Source organism: Actinoplanes sp. CA-252034 (genome assembly GCF_050956125.1).
Lineage (GTDB): Bacteria > Actinomycetota > Actinomycetes > Mycobacteriales > Micromonosporaceae > Actinoplanes.
Window position 1 is genome coordinate 3152501 of record NZ_CP191846.1, and the last position, 15195, is coordinate 3167695.

The 15195-nt window shown below is 70.6% G+C and carries 16 protein-coding genes and 2 rRNA genes (1 of these 18 running past the window's edge); 9 read left to right on the forward strand and 9 right to left on the reverse strand.

Annotation, left to right across the window (positions count from 1 at the left end; all coding sequences use genetic code 11):
• The 3 genes from ACQPZW_RS14140 to ACQPZW_RS14150 form a co-directional block, all read left to right on the forward strand.
• A 23S ribosomal RNA gene (locus ACQPZW_RS14140) occupies positions 1-868 on the forward strand; it begins 2242 nt to the left of the window's first position.
• A gap of 102 nt (positions 869-970) precedes the next feature.
• A 5S ribosomal RNA gene (gene rrf, locus ACQPZW_RS14145) occupies positions 971-1087 on the forward strand.
• 335 nt (positions 1088-1422) lie between these two features.
• Positions 1423-1860: a CBS domain-containing protein gene (locus ACQPZW_RS14150; protein ID WP_433795320.1), complete on the forward strand. Its 438-nt coding sequence runs from the start codon at positions 1423-1425 to the stop codon at positions 1858-1860.
• Between the two features lie 56 nt (positions 1861-1916).
• On the opposite strand, the gene ACQPZW_RS14155 is transcribed toward ACQPZW_RS14150, so the two are convergent.
• The 3 genes from ACQPZW_RS14155 to ACQPZW_RS14165 form a co-directional block, all read right to left on the reverse strand.
• On the reverse strand, positions 1917-2150 hold the full coding sequence (locus tag ACQPZW_RS14155) for a hypothetical protein (RefSeq protein ID WP_433795321.1): 234 nt from the start codon (positions 2148-2150) through the stop codon (positions 1917-1919).
• A gap of 103 nt (positions 2151-2253) precedes the next feature.
• Entirely contained in the window at positions 2254-3819 is a 1566-nt protein-coding gene (locus tag ACQPZW_RS14160; protein WP_433795322.1) for an AAA family ATPase, read from the reverse strand.
• A 95-nt stretch (positions 3820-3914) separates the two neighbouring features.
• On the reverse strand, positions 3915-4454 hold the full coding sequence (locus ACQPZW_RS14165; protein ID WP_433795323.1) for a hypothetical protein: 540 nt from the start codon (positions 4452-4454) through the stop codon (positions 3915-3917).
• Between the two features lie 181 nt (positions 4455-4635).
• On the opposite strand from ACQPZW_RS14165, the gene ACQPZW_RS14170 reads away from it, so the two are divergent.
• Positions 4636-6135 (forward strand): alkaline phosphatase D family protein, encoded by a 1500-nt coding sequence (locus ACQPZW_RS14170; RefSeq protein ID WP_433795324.1) that lies wholly within the window; start codon positions 4636-4638, stop codon positions 6133-6135.
• Positions 6136-6216: 81 nt separating this feature from the next.
• Here ACQPZW_RS14170 and ACQPZW_RS14175 read toward each other — a convergent pair whose 3' ends face one another.
• Positions 6217-6519, reverse strand: coding sequence for a protealysin inhibitor emfourin (locus tag ACQPZW_RS14175; protein ID WP_433795325.1), 303 nt, complete (start codon positions 6517-6519; stop codon positions 6217-6219).
• Between the two features lie 47 nt (positions 6520-6566).
• Complete coding sequence (locus ACQPZW_RS14180) at positions 6567-7487, reverse strand: siderophore-interacting protein (protein ID WP_433795326.1); 921 nt, start codon at positions 7485-7487, stop codon at positions 6567-6569.
• Positions 7488-7638: 151 nt separating this feature from the next.
• On the opposite strand from ACQPZW_RS14180, the gene ACQPZW_RS14185 reads away from it, so the two are divergent.
• The gene (locus tag ACQPZW_RS14185) at positions 7639-8106 is read left to right on the forward strand and encodes a response regulator (protein ID WP_433795327.1); all 468 of its coding nucleotides are present in this window, start codon (positions 7639-7641) and stop codon (positions 8104-8106) included.
• 73 nt (positions 8107-8179) lie between these two features.
• Here the strand turns inward: ACQPZW_RS14185 and ACQPZW_RS14190 are convergent, their stop codons facing one another.
• Both ACQPZW_RS14190 and ACQPZW_RS14195 read right to left on the reverse strand, forming a co-directional pair.
• Positions 8180-9835 (reverse strand): methyl-accepting chemotaxis protein, encoded by a 1656-nt coding sequence (locus tag ACQPZW_RS14190; protein ID WP_433795328.1) that lies wholly within the window; start codon positions 9833-9835, stop codon positions 8180-8182.
• 53 nt (positions 9836-9888) lie between these two features.
• A complete protein-coding gene (locus ACQPZW_RS14195; RefSeq protein WP_433795329.1) occupies positions 9889-10746 on the reverse strand; it encodes a universal stress protein in 858 nt (285 codons plus the stop codon).
• Positions 10747-11017: 271 nt separating this feature from the next.
• Here ACQPZW_RS14195 and glnII point away from each other — a divergent pair, with 271 nt between their 5' ends.
• The 4 genes from glnII (at position 11018) to ACQPZW_RS14215 (ending at position 13637) form a co-directional block, all read left to right on the forward strand.
• The gene (glnII, locus tag ACQPZW_RS14200) at positions 11018-12019 is read left to right on the forward strand and encodes a glutamine synthetase (protein WP_433795330.1); all 1002 of its coding nucleotides are present in this window, start codon (positions 11018-11020) and stop codon (positions 12017-12019) included.
• Positions 12020-12060: 41 nt separating this feature from the next.
• The gene (locus ACQPZW_RS14205; protein ID WP_433795331.1) at positions 12061-12813 is read left to right on the forward strand and encodes an N-formylglutamate amidohydrolase; all 753 of its coding nucleotides are present in this window, start codon (positions 12061-12063) and stop codon (positions 12811-12813) included.
• A gap of 142 nt (positions 12814-12955) precedes the next feature.
• On the forward strand, positions 12956-13255 hold the full coding sequence (locus tag ACQPZW_RS14210; protein WP_433795332.1) for an STAS domain-containing protein: 300 nt from the start codon (positions 12956-12958) through the stop codon (positions 13253-13255).
• Entirely contained in the window at positions 13248-13637 is a 390-nt protein-coding gene (locus tag ACQPZW_RS14215) for an ATP-binding protein (RefSeq protein ID WP_433795334.1), read from the forward strand. Before ACQPZW_RS14210 ends, ACQPZW_RS14215 begins: the two co-directional genes overlap by 8 nt.
• Here ACQPZW_RS14215 and ACQPZW_RS14220 read toward each other — a convergent pair.
• Positions 13632-14666 (reverse strand): PP2C family protein-serine/threonine phosphatase, encoded by a 1035-nt coding sequence (locus ACQPZW_RS14220; protein WP_433795335.1) that lies wholly within the window; start codon positions 14664-14666, stop codon positions 13632-13634. The genes ACQPZW_RS14215 and ACQPZW_RS14220 overlap by 6 nt on opposite strands.
• On the reverse strand, positions 14567-15169 hold the full coding sequence (locus tag ACQPZW_RS14225; RefSeq protein ID WP_433795336.1) for a hypothetical protein: 603 nt from the start codon (positions 15167-15169) through the stop codon (positions 14567-14569). Before ACQPZW_RS14225 ends, ACQPZW_RS14220 begins: the two co-directional genes overlap by 100 nt.
• Positions 15170-15195: the final 26 nt, after the last annotated feature.

Here is a 15195-nt window from a genome sequence, read left to right on the forward strand (position 1 = left end):
ATGCTCGTTACGCGCGGCAGGACGGAAAGACCCCGGGACCTTTACTATAGCTTGACATTGGTATCCGAATTTAATTGTGTAGGATAGGTGGGAGCCGGTGAAGCTCGGACGCCAGTTCGGGTGGAGGCATTGTTGAAATACCACTCTGTTGGGTTTGGGTATCTAACTTGCGGCCCTGATCGGGTCGAGGGACAGTGTCTGGTGGGTAGTTTAACTGGGGCGGTTGCCTCCTAAAGGGTAACGGAGGCGCCCAAAGGTTCCCTCAGCCTGGTTGGCAATCAGGTGTTGAGTGTAAGTGCACAAGGGAGCTTGACTGTGAGACTGACGGGTCGAGCAGGGACGAAAGTCGGGACTAGTGATCCGGCACTTGCGTGTGGAAGCGGTGTCGCTCAACGGATAAAAGGTACCCCGGGGATAACAGGCTGATCTTCCCCAAGAGTCCATATCGACGGGATGGTTTGGCACCTCGATGTCGGCTCGTCGCATCCTGGGGCTGTAGCAGGTCCCAAGGGTTGGGCTGTTCGCCCATTAAAGCGGTACGCGAGCTGGGTTTAGAACGTCGTGAGACAGTTCGGTCCCTATCCGCCGTGCGCGTTGGATACTTGAGAAGGGCTGTCCCTAGTACGAGAGGACCGGGACGGACGAACCTCTGGTGTGCCAGTTGTTCCGCCAGGAGCATGGCTGGTTGGCTACGTTCGGAAGGGATAACCGCTGAAAGCATCTAAGCGGGAAGCCTGCTTCGAGATGAGGTATCCCACCACCTTGAGTGGGTAAGGCTCCCAGCTAGACTACTGGGTTGATAGGCCGGAGATGTAAGCACGGTAACGTGTTGAGTTGACCGGTACTAATAGGCCGAGGGCTTAACCACCCTATACATTGCGCTTGCGTCCACTGTGTGATTCACAGCAAACGAACAACCACCCTGAGGGAGAGATCCCGACGGTTGCTGGTTGGTTCTGCTGATGGCTGTTTCGGTGGTCATAGCGGAGGGGAAACGCCCGGTTACATTCCGAACCCGGTAGCTAAGCCCTTCAGCGCCGATGGTACTGCACTCGGGAGGGTGTGGGAGAGTAGGACGCCGCCGGACTCAACGTATGGAAAGGCCCACCCGGGTAACGGGTGGGCCTTTCTGCTTTCCCGGGGCATTTCGGTGCCGTGCCAGGCCGAATGCCGGCGGGCGGGTTACCTCGCTGGACGCGGAGCGGGCTGGGTGCCGGCGGGCGGGGTTTACTTTGCTGGGCGCGGGGCTGGCTGGGTGCCGGCGGTCGCGGCGCAGCCGGGAGCTGGGATCCTGCGGGTGGGGGAGGGGTGGCACGTACCCCGAAAAGAGGTTGTCCTCCTTGACAGGGATGGCTCCGGTTCGGCATAGAAGGGGGGTAACGCGGGGCCGACCGGTGCAGGATCAGTGCGAGGGAGGAAACGATGCGGATCAGCGACATTCTGCGGGTCAAGGGTGAGCAGGTGGTCACCGTGCGACCCGATACGAGTATCGAGCGGCTGTTGGCCGTCCTGGCGGAACACGGGATCGGCGCGGCTGTGGTGTCGCGCGACGGTTCCGTCGTGGACGGGATCGTCAGTGAGCGGGACGTCGTGCGGGCCCTCGCGGCGCGCGGGGCGGCGGTGCTGACCGAGCCGGTGAGCGAGATCGCGACCGCCCAGGTGCGGACGGTTCCACCGGAGGCGCAGCTCGAGGACGTCGAGCGGCTGATGACCGAGCGGAGGTTCCGGCACGTGCCGGTGGTGGTGGACGGGGCTCTGCGCGGGGTCGTCAGCATCGGTGACGTCGTGAAGAACCGGATCGGGGAACTCGAGGACGAGCGGAGCAACCTGGCCGGCTACATCACGGGCGAGCGGGTGTGACAAACGGCGCCACCACCTGAACCGGGTGGTGGCGCCGATCTCGGTCAGCGACAGGGTCAACGGTGGAGTAACGCGGCCAGGCGGTTGCGGCTGCGGGCCGTGGCCTTGGCGGAGCGGCGCCTGCTCAGGAGCACGGCGGCGGTCGCCGCGGCGGCCAAGACCAGGGTGGTCGCGGTCGCCGTCTTCCTGGGATTGCGGCGTACGGTCTCGGTCACGCGTCGGCGCCCGGTTGCGGACGTGCCGTCGATGTCGGTGGGAACCTCGCTGATCGTGGTCTGATTCGTGGTCATCGCTCACCTCTCCGGGGAGACTTGCAGGTCTTGGCGGCCGTATGCCCGTTGTGTGGCGGGATCCAACCCTGCGTCACGGTTCATTCACGCTCCAGAGCCGACGTTAATCGGACACCGCGGCAGACGGTGTCGGCGACCCGACAGGTGTGGCGGCCTCGGTGTCCGTCTCCTCCTCGGTGGCGGTGTCCTCCTCCGCCTTCGGGAGAGGGGTTCCGTAGATGACCGGGACGGCGACGGTCGCGGTACGGGCGTGGTAGTCGGCGAGCGGATCGGCCCGTACGGCGTCGATCTCCACGTAGGAGTGCGAGGTGACCGCGGGCGGGGCCACGTCGTCGGCGTCGGAGACGAGGCGGTCGCGGGTGAGCGCGGCCGTCGTGGGCGGCCGTCTGCGGCGGCGTGGGACCAGGGCGCCGGCGCTCTTCGGCACGTTCACCAGCACCGGGCGGACGTTGCCGTGCACCACCTCGGCCAGTTCGGCGAGGGCGCGGCGGACGGTCTCCCGGCGGGTGCGGGCGAAGTCGCCGACCAGCAGCACCTGGTCGCTGAGGGCGGCCAGGGCGATCGGGTCGGCGGCGCTGAGCACCGCCGGCGAGTCGAGGACGATCACGTCGGCGTGCTTCTGCACGGCCCGCAGGACCCGGGCCAGCTGTCCGCTGTCGAGCAGGTCGGCGTGTTCGCGGTCCTGGCTACCGGCCGGGATGAGCCGGTCCTGGGCGCCGGCCGGGATGAGCCGCAGGTGGGGCACGGGTGTCTCCTCCAGCACCTCGGAGACGGTGGCGTCGCCGTCGAGCAGCGTGGTGAGGCCGTGGTCGCCGTTCGTCTGGAACACGTGGTGCAGCTGCGGATTGCGGAGGTCGGCGTCGACGAGGACGACGGCGCGGCCGGTCCGGGCGAGCGTGACGGCCAGGTTGGCGGCGGTGGTGGTACGGCCCTGCCGCGGGCCGGGGCTGGTCACCAGGATCGTCGTCGTCCCGGTCGGGCGCAGCGACGGCTGGAGCCGGGACCGCAGGTAGCGGTACGCCTCGGCGGCAGGCGAGTCGGGTTCGCGCAGCACGATCGGCGCGCCGGCCCGCCGGTGCCGGGGCACGGTGGCCAGCACCGGCGCGCCGGTCAGCATCGCGAAGTCGTCCCGGTCGCGGACCGTGCGGCGGGTGCGGGAGCGCAGGTATGCCGTGCCGGCGCCGAGCAGCAGTCCCGCGGCGAGAGCGGCGGCCAGGTCGGGGACCAGCGGGCGGGCGGCCGGTTCGGTCGGCAGGTCCGGTTCGCTGAGCACCGACACCCCGGGACGATAGGCGGCGTACGACTCGACGAGCGCCCGCACCCGGGCACGGGCCGTGACCCCGTCGCCGGCGGTGTAGACGAACCGCAGCACGCCGGAGCCCGGCGCCGTCTCCACGGCCAGGCCGTCGAGGAGACGGGTGGTGTCCACGCCCACCCGGGCGGCGGCCGGAACCGAGACCACGTCGGAGAGGATGATCTGGCGTTCGGTGTCCGGGTCGGGGGCGCCGGTGGCGAACCGGGGCTCGACCAGGACGGTGGCCCGTGACTCGTAGCCGGCCGGTAGCGTCCGGTGCAGACCCCAGGTGGCGGTGACGGCCGCCGCGGTCACCGCCAGCGTCCAGAGGCCGTATCTTCGCAGCAGTCGCGCGCCCCGCCCGTAGGTGGTCATCGCTGATGGTCCTCCCCGTCGCCTGACTCTCCGGCCGGGAATTCTTCCATCGGTGGTGACTCTCCGCGTCGATCATTCCGGCGGTTCTGCGGCTCTCACCGGACCACGGTGAGCCCGCTCCGGCCGGGGGAGCGCCGCCGGCGAACCGTGTTGACGGTGAGCGGCGCGAGGACCAGCATGACCGCGTCACGGGCGACCGGCACGCCGAAGGAGGTCTCGGTGTCGATCACTCCCCAGATCACCGCCCCGGCGCCCGCGGTGAGCAGCGCGATCCCGGCCAGCGTGAGGACGGCGACGGCCGGCTGCCGGAAGCGGTCGCCGTGGGCCTGCCAGTAGCCGGGCAGCCGTCGCTCCAGCAGCACCGCGAAGAGCAGGGACGGCAGCACCGCCCACGCCGCGACGGTGAGCGACATCATCAGTCCGGCGCCCTGCACGGTGGCGCCCGCCGCGGTGGCCGTGGCCAGCATGATCACGTCGAAGCGGCGCAGCCCGTAGCGGGCCTGGGCGGTCAGCCAGACAGCGCCGACGACGAGGGGCGCGAGCGGGAGGAGCGGAATGAACGGGGCGATCAGGAACGCGGCCAGATACACCGTCACGAACACTGCCGAGCGCAGGGCGTAGCGCGGGTTGCTCACGGCGGCGACGTTCGGCAGGTCACGGCCGGGTCTGAGCGTTTCGGCAAGAGCACGGCAAAGTCCCGTTCCGGGCGGGGCGGCCGGGCGTTCGGCGTCTGCTTCCGCTTTCTTGCGGTTCGTGTCATCAGGGGTATCCGGGCGGCAGCGGTCGCATTCACGTGGCGCCTCGATCGTACGCATCATGACGCGCATCGATCGCCGCTACTTCGTGCTCGGCGGGGCCGCCGCCGCTGGATCGCTCGTCCTCGCCTCCTCGGCCTCGGCGGCTCCGCTGTATCCGTTCAAGCTCGGTGTCGCCTCCGGTGACCCGTACCCGACCAGCGTGGTTCTCTGGACACGGCTGGCGGTCCGGCCGCTCAACGGCGACGGGCACGGTGGGATGCCGCGCCGGCCGGTCGCGGTGCAGTGGCAGGTCGCCACGACCGCCCGGTTCAGCCGGATCGTCGCGTCGGGCACGGTGAACGCCCGCTGGGCCGACGGGCACTCCGTCCATGTCATCGCCCGCGGGCTGCAGCCGGGCGCGGTCTACTACTACCGGTTCCGGGCGTACGGGCAGATCTCGGCGGTCGGGCGCACCCGGACCGCCCCGGTGCCCGGCACGTTCGGCCCGGACCTGCGGATCGCCGTGGCGTCGTGCGCCAACTACGAGAACGGGTACTACACGGCGTACCGGCGGATCGCCGAGGAGAACCCGGGGCTGGTGCTGTTCCTGGGCGACTACATCTATGAGGACACCGGGGTGCCGGGGCGGGTGCGGTCACATGCCGGCGGCGAGGCCGTGACGCTTGCCGACTACCGGCGGCGGTACGCGCAGTACCGTACCGATCCGGATCTGCGAGCCGCGCACGCCGCCGCCCCGTGGCTGGTGGTGCCGGACGACCACGAGGTGGAGAACAACTACGCGAAGCTGGTACGGGGCAACACCCGCCCGTCGCTGACCACGGCGCAGTGGCGGGCCCGGCGCGCGGCGGCGTACCGGGCGTTCTACGAGAACATGCCGTTGCGTTCGGCGACGTTCTACCGGCGGGTGGGCTGGGGGCGGCTGGCCACCTTCCACATGCTCGACACCCGGCAGTTCCGCGACGACCAGCCGTGTGGTGACTACTGGAAGGTGTGCTCGGCCGCGGACGCCCCGAACCGTACGATCACCGGCGCCACGCAGGAGAAGTGGCTGCTCGACGGGCTGGCCCGGCATGACGGGACCTGGGACGTGCTCGGGCAGCAGGTGTTCTTCGCCCGGTGCGCGGACGAGTCGGGCGGGGCCAACATGGACGCTTGGGACGGGTACCGCGGCGCCCGTGACCGGCTGCAACGGGGCTGGGTGCAACGCGGGGTACGCAATCCGCTGGTGCTGACCGGGGACGTGCACGCGGCGTTCGCCAACGACCTGAAGCTCGACTACCGCGACCCCGGCTCGGCGACCATCGGCACCGAGCTCATCTGCACGTCGATCACCTCCAACGGGGATGGCACCGGATTGCGGGACGTGCCGTGGCCGGGGGTCAACCCGCACCTCAAGCACTACTCGGAGCGGCGCGGGTACACGATGGTCACGCTCGGACGCGACCAGATCCGTGCCGATTTCCGGGTGCTGCCGCGGGTGAGCCGGCCGGGCGCCGCGGTGTCCACGAACGCCTCCTTCGTGGTCGAGGCCGGTCGTCCCGGTCTGCACCGGGTGTGACTCCCCACCGGCCGGCGCCGGCCGGTGGGTCAGCGGGCGGCGCCGGCCCTGTCGGTCAGCGGGCGGCGCCGGCCCTGTCGGTCAGCGGGCGGCGCTGGTCAGGAATCGCAGGAGGGGGCGCAGTTCCGTCGGCACGCACGGCTCGGCCACGGTGCCGCGCCAGTGCCTCCCGCCGTATTCGACGGCCAGTTGGTATCGGGTCAGGTCGGCCTCGGAGGAAGCGCCGATCCCGGCGCCGACCCGGGTCAGGTCGATCTGCTCGACCAGCCGGGCCAGCTGGGCGGCCTGATCCTGGGGAAGGGTGTCGGAGTCCAGCACGATGCGCAGCGACCGGTCCCGAAATCCACCCGATCGACGCAGCTCGGCTCGTACGCGAGGGGTCACCCTTGCGACGGTGTCATCCGCCCGCCGGAAACGCTGTCAGATCACGGTCAGCACTCGGGACGACCCAGACGCCAGTAGCCCATGAACGCGACCGCGCGCCGGTCGACGCCGCACTCGGAGACCAGGTGGCGGCGCAGGGTCTTGATCACCGCGGCCTCGCCGGCCAGCCACGCGTAGAAGCCGTCCGGGGTGCCCGCGGACTCCTCCGGAACCTCCCAGAGGATGTCCCGATCGACGTCGACGTCCTCCAGGTCGGTCGCCGCCGGGCCGCGGCAGTCGCCGAGCAACTGCTGCGCGACCTCGCGGACCGCCGGGATCAGGCGGACGCCGTGTTCCGCGCCGTCGCGCGGGAGCCAGGTCACGGTGAACCCGGCCGGCTTGACGATGTCGAGGTGGTCCGCAGACTCGGGCACCTCCAGTAGCGCGTGACCGACCGCGTCCGGCGGCAGCAGCGACAGGATCGACGCGATCGCGGGCACCGCCGTCTCGTCACCGACCAGCAGGATCCGGCGGGTCGTGGCCGGCGGGTGGAAGTCGATGCCGCCGGAGACGCCGGCGAAGTCGGCATTCGGGCCCATGATGTGCATCCGGGAGCCGGGGCCGGCGGCCACCGCCCAGCGCGACGCGGGGCCGTTCACCCCGTGCAGCACCATGTCGACGTCGATCTCACGCTGCTCGGCGCGGACGTTGCGCACCGTGTACGTCCGGATCGGGTTGCGCTGCTCGGCCGGCAGTCGCTGCCATTGCCGGTACCAGTCGGCGCCGGTCGGCAGGTGGTCGTGGCCGGAGCCCTCCAGCGGGGGAATCAACTTGATCCGCTGGTCCCAGCCGTTGTCGGCGAAGCGGTCCAGGTCGTCGCCGGTGAACGTGACCCGCAGGAAGTTGGGGCTCAGCCGGACGATGCGGGCGACCTCGACCGGGAAGAACCGGAACGGGGACGTCTCGGTCGGCAGGACGGTCTGGCTCACGGTCGCCTCCTCGTTTAGGTAACCCTAACCTAACCGCTGCGCCCGCCGGTGTCATCACCGCCCCCGCCGCACCCGGATCGCAACCGTGCGGACCCTGCGGATTCGGCCGGCCGCGCCGATCAGAACGGTCCCGAACCTCGAAGGAGATGACATGCCGCAGTCCTCGTCCGCAACCACCACGGCACTGACGTTCAGCGACGCCGACGCCCTGCCGTGGCTCGCGGACGACTGGGCCGCGGCCCTGCAGCCGCCGACCGTCCTCATCGCCGACGACGACGGCGACGTCCGTGACCTGGTCGCCGTGAAGCTGCGCGCGGCCGGTTACCGCATCCTCGAGGCCGACAACGGGCGCACCGCCATGTCCCTCGCGGTGAACGAGCGGCCGTCGCTCGTGCTGTTGGACGTCTCCATGCCCGGTCTCGACGGCCTCGGCTTCTGCTACGAGCTGCATTCCTCCCCGCAGACCGCGCAGATCCCGGTGATCATCATCAGCGGCCGTGGGACCCCCGCCGACGTCACCCTCGGCGAGGTGGTCGGCGCCGAGGACTACCTGGTCAAACCCTTCAGCCCGGCGGAGCTCGTGCGCCGCGTCCAGCGCCTGGTTCCGACGCACCCCTGATCCCTGGTCACCGTTAGCCTGTCCGGCCCGCCTCCGCGGTGCTCCGGGCAGGCGATCGCCGGGGTCGTCCGCGTCAGACCCGGAAGCGCTGGACGACCTCGCGCAGCTCGCCGGCCACCTGGGTGAGCTCGCTGACCGAGGACTCGGCTTCGCCGAGGGCGGCCGTGGTGGCGTGTGCGGCGCTGGCCACGGCGTTGATGTTGCCGGCGATGACCGAGCTGCCGTTGGCCGCCTCGCCGATGCTGCGTGACATCTCGTTGGTGGTGGCGGTCTGCTCCTCGACGGCGGAGGCGATCGTCACCTGATAGTCGTTGATCTCGGAGATGATGCGGGAGATCTCCTGGATGGCGACGACGGCGCTCGACGTGTCGGCCTGGATGGCCTCGACGCGGCGGGCGATGTCCTCGGTGGCCTTCGCGGTCTCCTGCGCCAGATCCTTGACCTCGGTGGCGACCACGGCGAAGCCTTTGCCGAGCTCGCCGGCCCGTGCCGCCTCGATGGTGGCGTTGAGGGCCAGCAGGTTGGTCTGCTCGGCGATCGCGGTGATCACCTTGACCACGTTGCCGATCTCCTCCGACGACGTGCCGAGCTTGGCGACGGTGTCGTTGGTGGTCTGTGCCACGCCGACCGCGCTGGCGGCGACCTGGGCGGCGTTGTTGGCGTTCTCGGAGATCTCCCGGATCGAGGCGCCCATCTCGTCGGAGCCGGCGGCCACCGACTGGACGCTCGCCGACACCTCGCCGGCCGTGCCCGCGACCAGCCCGGCCTGCTCGGAGGCTTCGCGGGCCTCGGCGTCCAGGCGGGTGGTGATCGAGGTGAGGCGCCCGGTGACGTCGCTGAGCACCTCGGCGCCGTGGTTGAGCTGGCGGACGCTGGTGAGCAGGCCCTCCCGGGCGCGGTTGGTGGCCTCGGCCATCAGGCCCAGCTCGTCGCGGGAGCGGACCTCGGCCGGCACCGTGAGATCGCCGTCGGCGACCGCGGCCAGCGCGCGGGAGACCGTCGCCAGCTGCCGTTTGATGAGGCGCATCACGCCGATGCCGACGAACCCGGCGATCAGGAAGCCGACGGCCAGGCCGCCGAGAGTCATCCAGAGCGCACGATGGTAGGCGTCGTTGCCCTCCCTGGTCATGGCGTCGGCGTCGGCCTCTTCGGCGACCTGCAGCTCGTCCATGGCCTTGGTCATGCCGGCGTCGCTGGAGTTGAACGCGCCGAGGATCTCGGCCGGGGCGGGCACCTCGAAGCCGGCCGGCGGCGGCTGACCGAAGATGATCACCGTGCTGAGGCCGCGGTGATACTGCATGGCCTCCTCGAAGGCGTTGAGCTTCTCCAGCCGGTCGGTGGCCCCCGACGAGGTGGCGATCGCCCGGTAGACCTCGACCGCGGTGTCGATCTTCTCCTCGGCGGCGGTCTTGTCGTCCAGGCCGACCTTGGTGAGGTCGGCGTTCTTGGTGCTGACGCCGGCGTCGTACTTCAGCGCGCTACGGAAGAACTCGGTGAGCCCGTTCCGCATGTCGGCGATCTGCTCCATGCTGTCGACGTGCTGGTCCTTCATGTCCTGGAGGCTGTCGCGGAGGGTGGCGATCCGGGAGAGGGCGACGGCGGTGACGGCGACGGCGACGAGGGCCACACACCCGGCGGCGATGGTGCTCTTGAGCAGTAGGCTGCGGTCGCCGAGGACCCGTTCCAGCAGTGTGCGCCGGGTCGGCGTGGTGATGGTCTCCGGCTGCATGGCCTCACTGTAGGAGCCACTCCGGGTGAATTCCGGCAGATTACCCAGGTCGGTCACCGGCCGCCGTGTACGAGAGCGATGCTGCATCGGACCCGGTGCAACAGGTGCCGGCCGATCGACGGGCGCAACGTCAACCGCAGGGCTCGCCGCGTCCGCGCGCCCGCCACCACGAGCTGCGCACCGGCCGCGGCCTCGGCCAGCACCTCGGCAGGCGCGCCGACCAGCACCTCGGCGCTGACCGGGACCTGCGGGAACCGGGCACGCCAGCACTCCACCACGGCCTCCAGCCGGCGCCGCTCGGCCGCGACCGCGCTCAGGTTGGCGTCGCACAGCAGGTCGCCGCCGGGCGGTGGCCAGCCGTGCACCGCCCGGACCGGCACACCGCGGACGGCGGCCTGCGCGAAGGCGAACCCGAGGACCGTGGCGGCCGCCGGCGACTCGCCCACCCCGACCACCACCGGGTCGGTGTCACGGGGCTCGCCGCGCACCACCACGACGGGGCAGCGGGCGTGCGCGCTGACCGAGGCGCCGGTCGAGCCGAGCAGCGCCCGCACCGGCGAGTGCCGCGGCCCGCCGACCACCACCAGCGCGGCCTCGGCGCTGCGCTGGGCCAGGGCGACCGCGGCGGCGCCGTGCTCGACCCGGGTGCGCAACCGGACACAGGGGTGGGTCGCGCCGGCCGTCTCCAGGGCCCGGCCCAGCATCTCGCCGACCGCGTCGTCGGTGTCGGCGTCCGGGTAGACGGCGGCGGCCGGCATCATGGCGGCGGCCGGGACGTAGCTGGGCCACTCGTACGCGTACAGAAGCTCCACTGTGGCGCCCGTGCGCTCCGCCTCGTCGAGTGCCCACCGCGCGGCCTTGCGTGCGTCGGGTGACCCGTCATAACCCACGACGATCCTCTGAGTGGCCACGGCGCCTCCTCCAACGTCCTCCCCTGATCGTCGTGGGTCGGACCCACTTCTTCAATACCGCCACGACGGCTCTGGTGACATCGGTCGACGCGGCGCGGAGCCGACGAAGGTTACCGGGATCACCCATCCACGGTGCGGGATCGGAAACAAGGAGTTGATCTGCGGCGGATATGGTCCTCGCGCCGAGTCTGGGTTTACCACCTGTTTATCAGGTCTTGTTCAGGCTTGGTGGAGTACGCCCCGAGTACGCCAGTTTGAGGAGAAACGCACCATGGCTGTCAAGGCCGAGTACCTCTGGGTCGACGGAACCCAGCCCACCGCGAAGCTGCGTTCCAAGACCAAGATCCTGGCCGCCGGCGAGAAGCCGGGGATCTGGGGCTTCGACGGTTCCAGCACGAACCAGGCGCCCGGTGACAAGTCCGACTGCGTTCTCCAGCCGGTGTTCGTCTGTCCCGACCCGATCCGCGGCGGCGACAACATCATCGTGCTGTGCGAGGTCGAGCTGATCGACGGCACCCCGCACCCGACCAACACCCGCGCCCCGCTCCGCGCGGTCGCCGAGAAGTACGCCGACCAGGAGGCGATCTTCGGCATCGAGCAGGAGTACACGTTCTTCAAGGACGGTCGCCCGCTCGGCTTCCCGGTCGGCGGCGGCTACCCGGCCCCGCAGGGCGGCTACTACTGCGGCGTCGGCGCGGACGAGGTCTTCGGCCGTGAGATCGTCGAGGAGCACATGGACGCCGTGCTCGCGGCCGGCCTGCACCTGTCCGGCATCAACGCCGAGGTCATGCCCGGTCAGTGGGAGTTCCAGATCGGCCCGGTCGCCGCGCCGCAGGTCGCCGACGAGCTGTGGGTCGCCCGCTGGCTGCTCTACCGCATCGCCGAGGACCACGGCGTCTCCGCCACCCTCGACCCGAAGCCGGTCAAGGGCGACTGGAACGGCGCCGGCGCGCACACCAACTTCTCCACCAGGGCCATGCGTGAGGGCTACGACGCGATCATCGCGGCCGCCGAGGCCCTGGGCAAGAAGCGCCAGGAGCACGTGGACGGTTACGGCGCCGGCATCGACCAGCGCCTGACCGGCCTGCACGAGACCGCCCCGTGGACCGAGTACAGCTACGGCGTCTCGGACCGCGGCGCGTCGGTGCGCATCCCGTGGCAGGTCGAGAAGGACGGCAAGGGCTACATCGAGGACCGTCGCCCGAACGCCAACGTCGACCCGTACGTGGTCACCCGCCTGCTGATCGACACGATCTGCTCCGAGCTGGCCTGACCTCCGGCTCGCTGAAGGCCACCGCGCGCTATCTTCGCGCGGTGGCCTTCGACGTCCTGCCGGGCGATTCCGCGTCTCCGGTGATCCTGCACGTGCCCCACTCCTCACGGCGGATCGTAGAATCCGGGCTCTTTCCGGAGGTGGTCGACGAGGAATTGGACCACCTGACCGACGCGCACACCGATCTGATCGCGCAGGAAGCGGCCGGACTGGCCCGGAGCCGGCCGTGGATCTTCGTCAACCGGCTGTCGCGGCTCGTCGTCGACCCCGAGCGGTTCGTCTCCGACGAGATGCTCGCCGTCGGTATGGGCCCGGTCTACACCCACGGCCACGCGGGGCGACGGTTGCGCCCCGACGACCCGGCCCGCGACGCGATGCTCCTGGAGACCGTCTTCCAGCCGTACGCCGCCGCGATGACCACCCTCGTGCGGGAGCGCCTCGCCGCCACCGGGCACGCGCTGGTGCTCGACGTCCACTCCTACCCGACCGTGCGGCTGCCCTACGAACTGCACGGCGACGGGCCACGGCCGCCCGTCTGCCTCGGCGCCGACCCGTACCACTCGCCGGAGCCGTTGATCGCCGCCGCCCGCTCCGCCTTCGGTGACACCGCCCTGAACAGCCCGTTCGCCGGCTGTTACGTGCCGCTGGAGCACTATCACCGCGACCCCGCGGTCCGGGCGCTGATGATCGAGATCCGCCGCGATCAGTACATGATCGAACCGGGTGGCCCACCCACCGGCGGCCTCGGCCGCCTGGCCCGTTCGCTGGCCACACTCATCGACACCGCCGGGTGAACGCGGCTTCGCCCCGTGCCCGGTGGGCGACCGGCGATCGCACCGATTTCGTGGCAAGGATGACATGATGACCGGGGCGGGCGGGTGGCCGCCGGGAAGGGCACGGCGATCGATGGCGAACTTCGAGGCGAGGACCACCGCTGTGAGCGGGCGGATCACCGTGTCCCTCGCCGGTGAGTGCGACCTGTCGGCGCGGGATCATCTGACCGCCGTCCTGCTCGACGCCGTGCACCGGGATCGCGCCGTCTTCGTCGACCTGGCCGGGCTCACGTTCCTCGACTCCAGCGGGCTGCACAGCCTGGTCACCGCCCACCACGCGGCCAAGCAGACCGGCGGGCACGTCTACGTGGTCAACGCGGCCGGTCCGGTCGCCGCGGTCCTCGAGATCACCGGCCTCGACACCCTGCTGCGCGCCCCGGCCGAAGAGCGCCGTCATGCCTGACCTCTCCGCCGAGGCCGTCGACGGCATGTTCTACGAGGTCCCCGACGATCTGCGCCGCGTCCGGGCCTTCGTCACCGAGCGGGCGCTCGCCCTCGGGCTGCCGGAGACCCGCATCGAGATGCTCACCCTCGCGGTCAGCGAGCTCACCACCAACACGCTCCAGCACACCGGCGGCGGCGGTCACATCCGGGTCTGGGCCGAGGCCGGCCGCCTGGTCTGCGACGTCGTCGACCAGGGCCCGGCCCGCCCTTTCGGCCGCACCATGCCCGCCGCCGAGGCGATCCGTGGCCGGGGGCTCGCCATCGTCGAACGGGTCTGTGACTCCGTCTACACCACGGCGGTGCCCGGCGGCACTCTCGTGCGCATCTGCCTGAATCTATGAGGTCCCGGTGATCGCCTGTCCGCCCCCGCGACGCGGGAGGACGTGGACGGCGAGAGTGCAGGTGTCGTCGTCGGGACTGGGCGCGTACAGCATGTGGAGGATGCGCGGGAGGCGGTCCTCGCCCGGGTCGGTGGAGACCGCCGCCAGGTGGGCGCGGATCTGCGCGGAGCGGCCGTCGGTGCCGTCGTCCCGGCGCTCGATCAGGCCGTCGGTGTAGAGCAGAAGCAGGTCGTCCGGCTTCAGGTCGGTGAGCGCCGTCGGGAAGTCGGTCTCCGGGTCGGCGCCGAGCAGCAGGCCCGGAGGGCGCGTCAGCTCGGTGACATGGCCGTCGCGGGCGAGCAGCGGCGGCAGGTGGCCGGCTCGCGCCCATGGCAGCTCACCGGTTCGTGGGTCGTAGATCGCCACCAGCGCGGTCCCGGTGATGCCGAGTTGCACGCACAGGCGGTTCATGTGACGCAGCAGCTCGCCCGGCTCGCGGATGCCGATCGACAGCCACGCCACCAGCGCGAACCGCAGGTGCGCCATGCCGCTGGCCGCCTCCAGGCCGTGGCCGGCGACGTCACCGATCGCCAGGGCCACCAGACCGTCCGGCAGGGTCTGTGCGTGGTACCAGTCGCCGCCGACCTGTGCGGCGCTCTCCGCGGGCAGATAGCCGACCATCGCCTGGAGGCCGGCCAGCACGAACGGCGACCGCGGCACCGGCTGGATCATGTTCTGCAACTGCCCGGCCAGACGGTGCTCGGCGAGGGCGGTGATCTCCCGGGTCCGCAGTCGGTCGCTCAACGACTCGATCGCGGTACGGGAGTCGATCCGTGCCGTCACGTCCTGCACCACCGCGTAGATCTTCACCGGTGCGCCGGCCGCGTCACGTGCCACATCGGACAGGATCCGCAGGTGCTTCACCCGCTCGCCGGTACGGAAGCGCACCGTCACGTCGGAGGTGGCGCCGCTGTCCAGGGTCTGCCAGGCCGCCTCCGCGATACCCCGGTCCTCCGGCAGCATCGCCTGCGCCTGATCGGTCCGCGGCATCGGCCCCTGGGCCGGATCACGGTCGAAGATCGGGTACATCCCGGGGACCAGTCGGTGCGGCCGGTCGTCAAGTCGTACTCCGACCAGCCGAGACTGCCCAGCGCCTCGGTGTGCTCCAGCCGGCGCTGATACTCGTCGACCCGTTGCCACCAGACCAGCAGGCCGCCCAGAGCCCGGTGGACGCTGATCTCGAAGCGGGACTCGGCGACCACACCCGAGCGGCTCTCCTCGAACCGGAACTCGTCCATCCGGCCGGGTGTGCCGGTGGTCATCACCTCGACGTACAGACTCCACAGGGGGCCGCCGACGAGCTGCGGATACAGCTCGCCGAACAGGCTGTCGATGCGCTGCGTGCCCCGGCCGAAGACGTCCCGGATCTGGTCGCTCGTCGCGCCGATCCGGAAATCCACGATCGCGTCGTCCGGCCCGCGTACGGGCACCATCCAGGTGCAGCCCACCGGTATCGCGGCGAGCAACTCCCGCACCACGGCCTCATCCGCCATCCGGGCAGCCTATCGGTCCGATGCCC

Excerpts from the sequence above, each read along its gene's own strand:
- glnII (WP_433795330.1), top strand. The coding sequence starts at position 11,018 with ATGGCTGTCAAGGCCGAGTACCTCTGGGTCGACGGAACCCAGCCCACC.
- ACQPZW_RS14190 (WP_433795328.1), bottom strand. The coding sequence starts at position 9,835 with ATGCAGCCGGAGACCATCACCACGCCGACCCGGCGCACACTGCTGGAA.
- ACQPZW_RS14160 (WP_433795322.1), bottom strand. The coding sequence starts at position 3,819 with ATGACCACCTACGGGCGGGGCGCGCGACTGCTGCGAAGATACGGCCTC.
- ACQPZW_RS14215 (WP_433795334.1), top strand. The coding sequence starts at position 13,248 with ATGCCTGACCTCTCCGCCGAGGCCGTCGACGGCATGTTCTACGAGGTC.
- ACQPZW_RS14185 (WP_433795327.1), top strand. The coding sequence starts at position 7,639 with ATGCCGCAGTCCTCGTCCGCAACCACCACGGCACTGACGTTCAGCGAC.
- ACQPZW_RS14150 (WP_433795320.1), top strand. The coding sequence starts at position 1,423 with ATGCGGATCAGCGACATTCTGCGGGTCAAGGGTGAGCAGGTGGTCACC.
- ACQPZW_RS14155 (WP_433795321.1), bottom strand. The coding sequence starts at position 2,150 with ATGACCACGAATCAGACCACGATCAGCGAGGTTCCCACCGACATCGAC.
- ACQPZW_RS14170 (WP_433795324.1), top strand. The coding sequence starts at position 4,636 with ATGACGCGCATCGATCGCCGCTACTTCGTGCTCGGCGGGGCCGCCGCC.
- ACQPZW_RS14220 (WP_433795335.1), bottom strand. The coding sequence starts at position 14,666 with ATGCCGCGGACCGATCAGGCGCAGGCGATGCTGCCGGAGGACCGGGGT.
- ACQPZW_RS14225 (WP_433795336.1), bottom strand. The coding sequence starts at position 15,169 with ATGGCGGATGAGGCCGTGGTGCGGGAGTTGCTCGCCGCGATACCGGTG.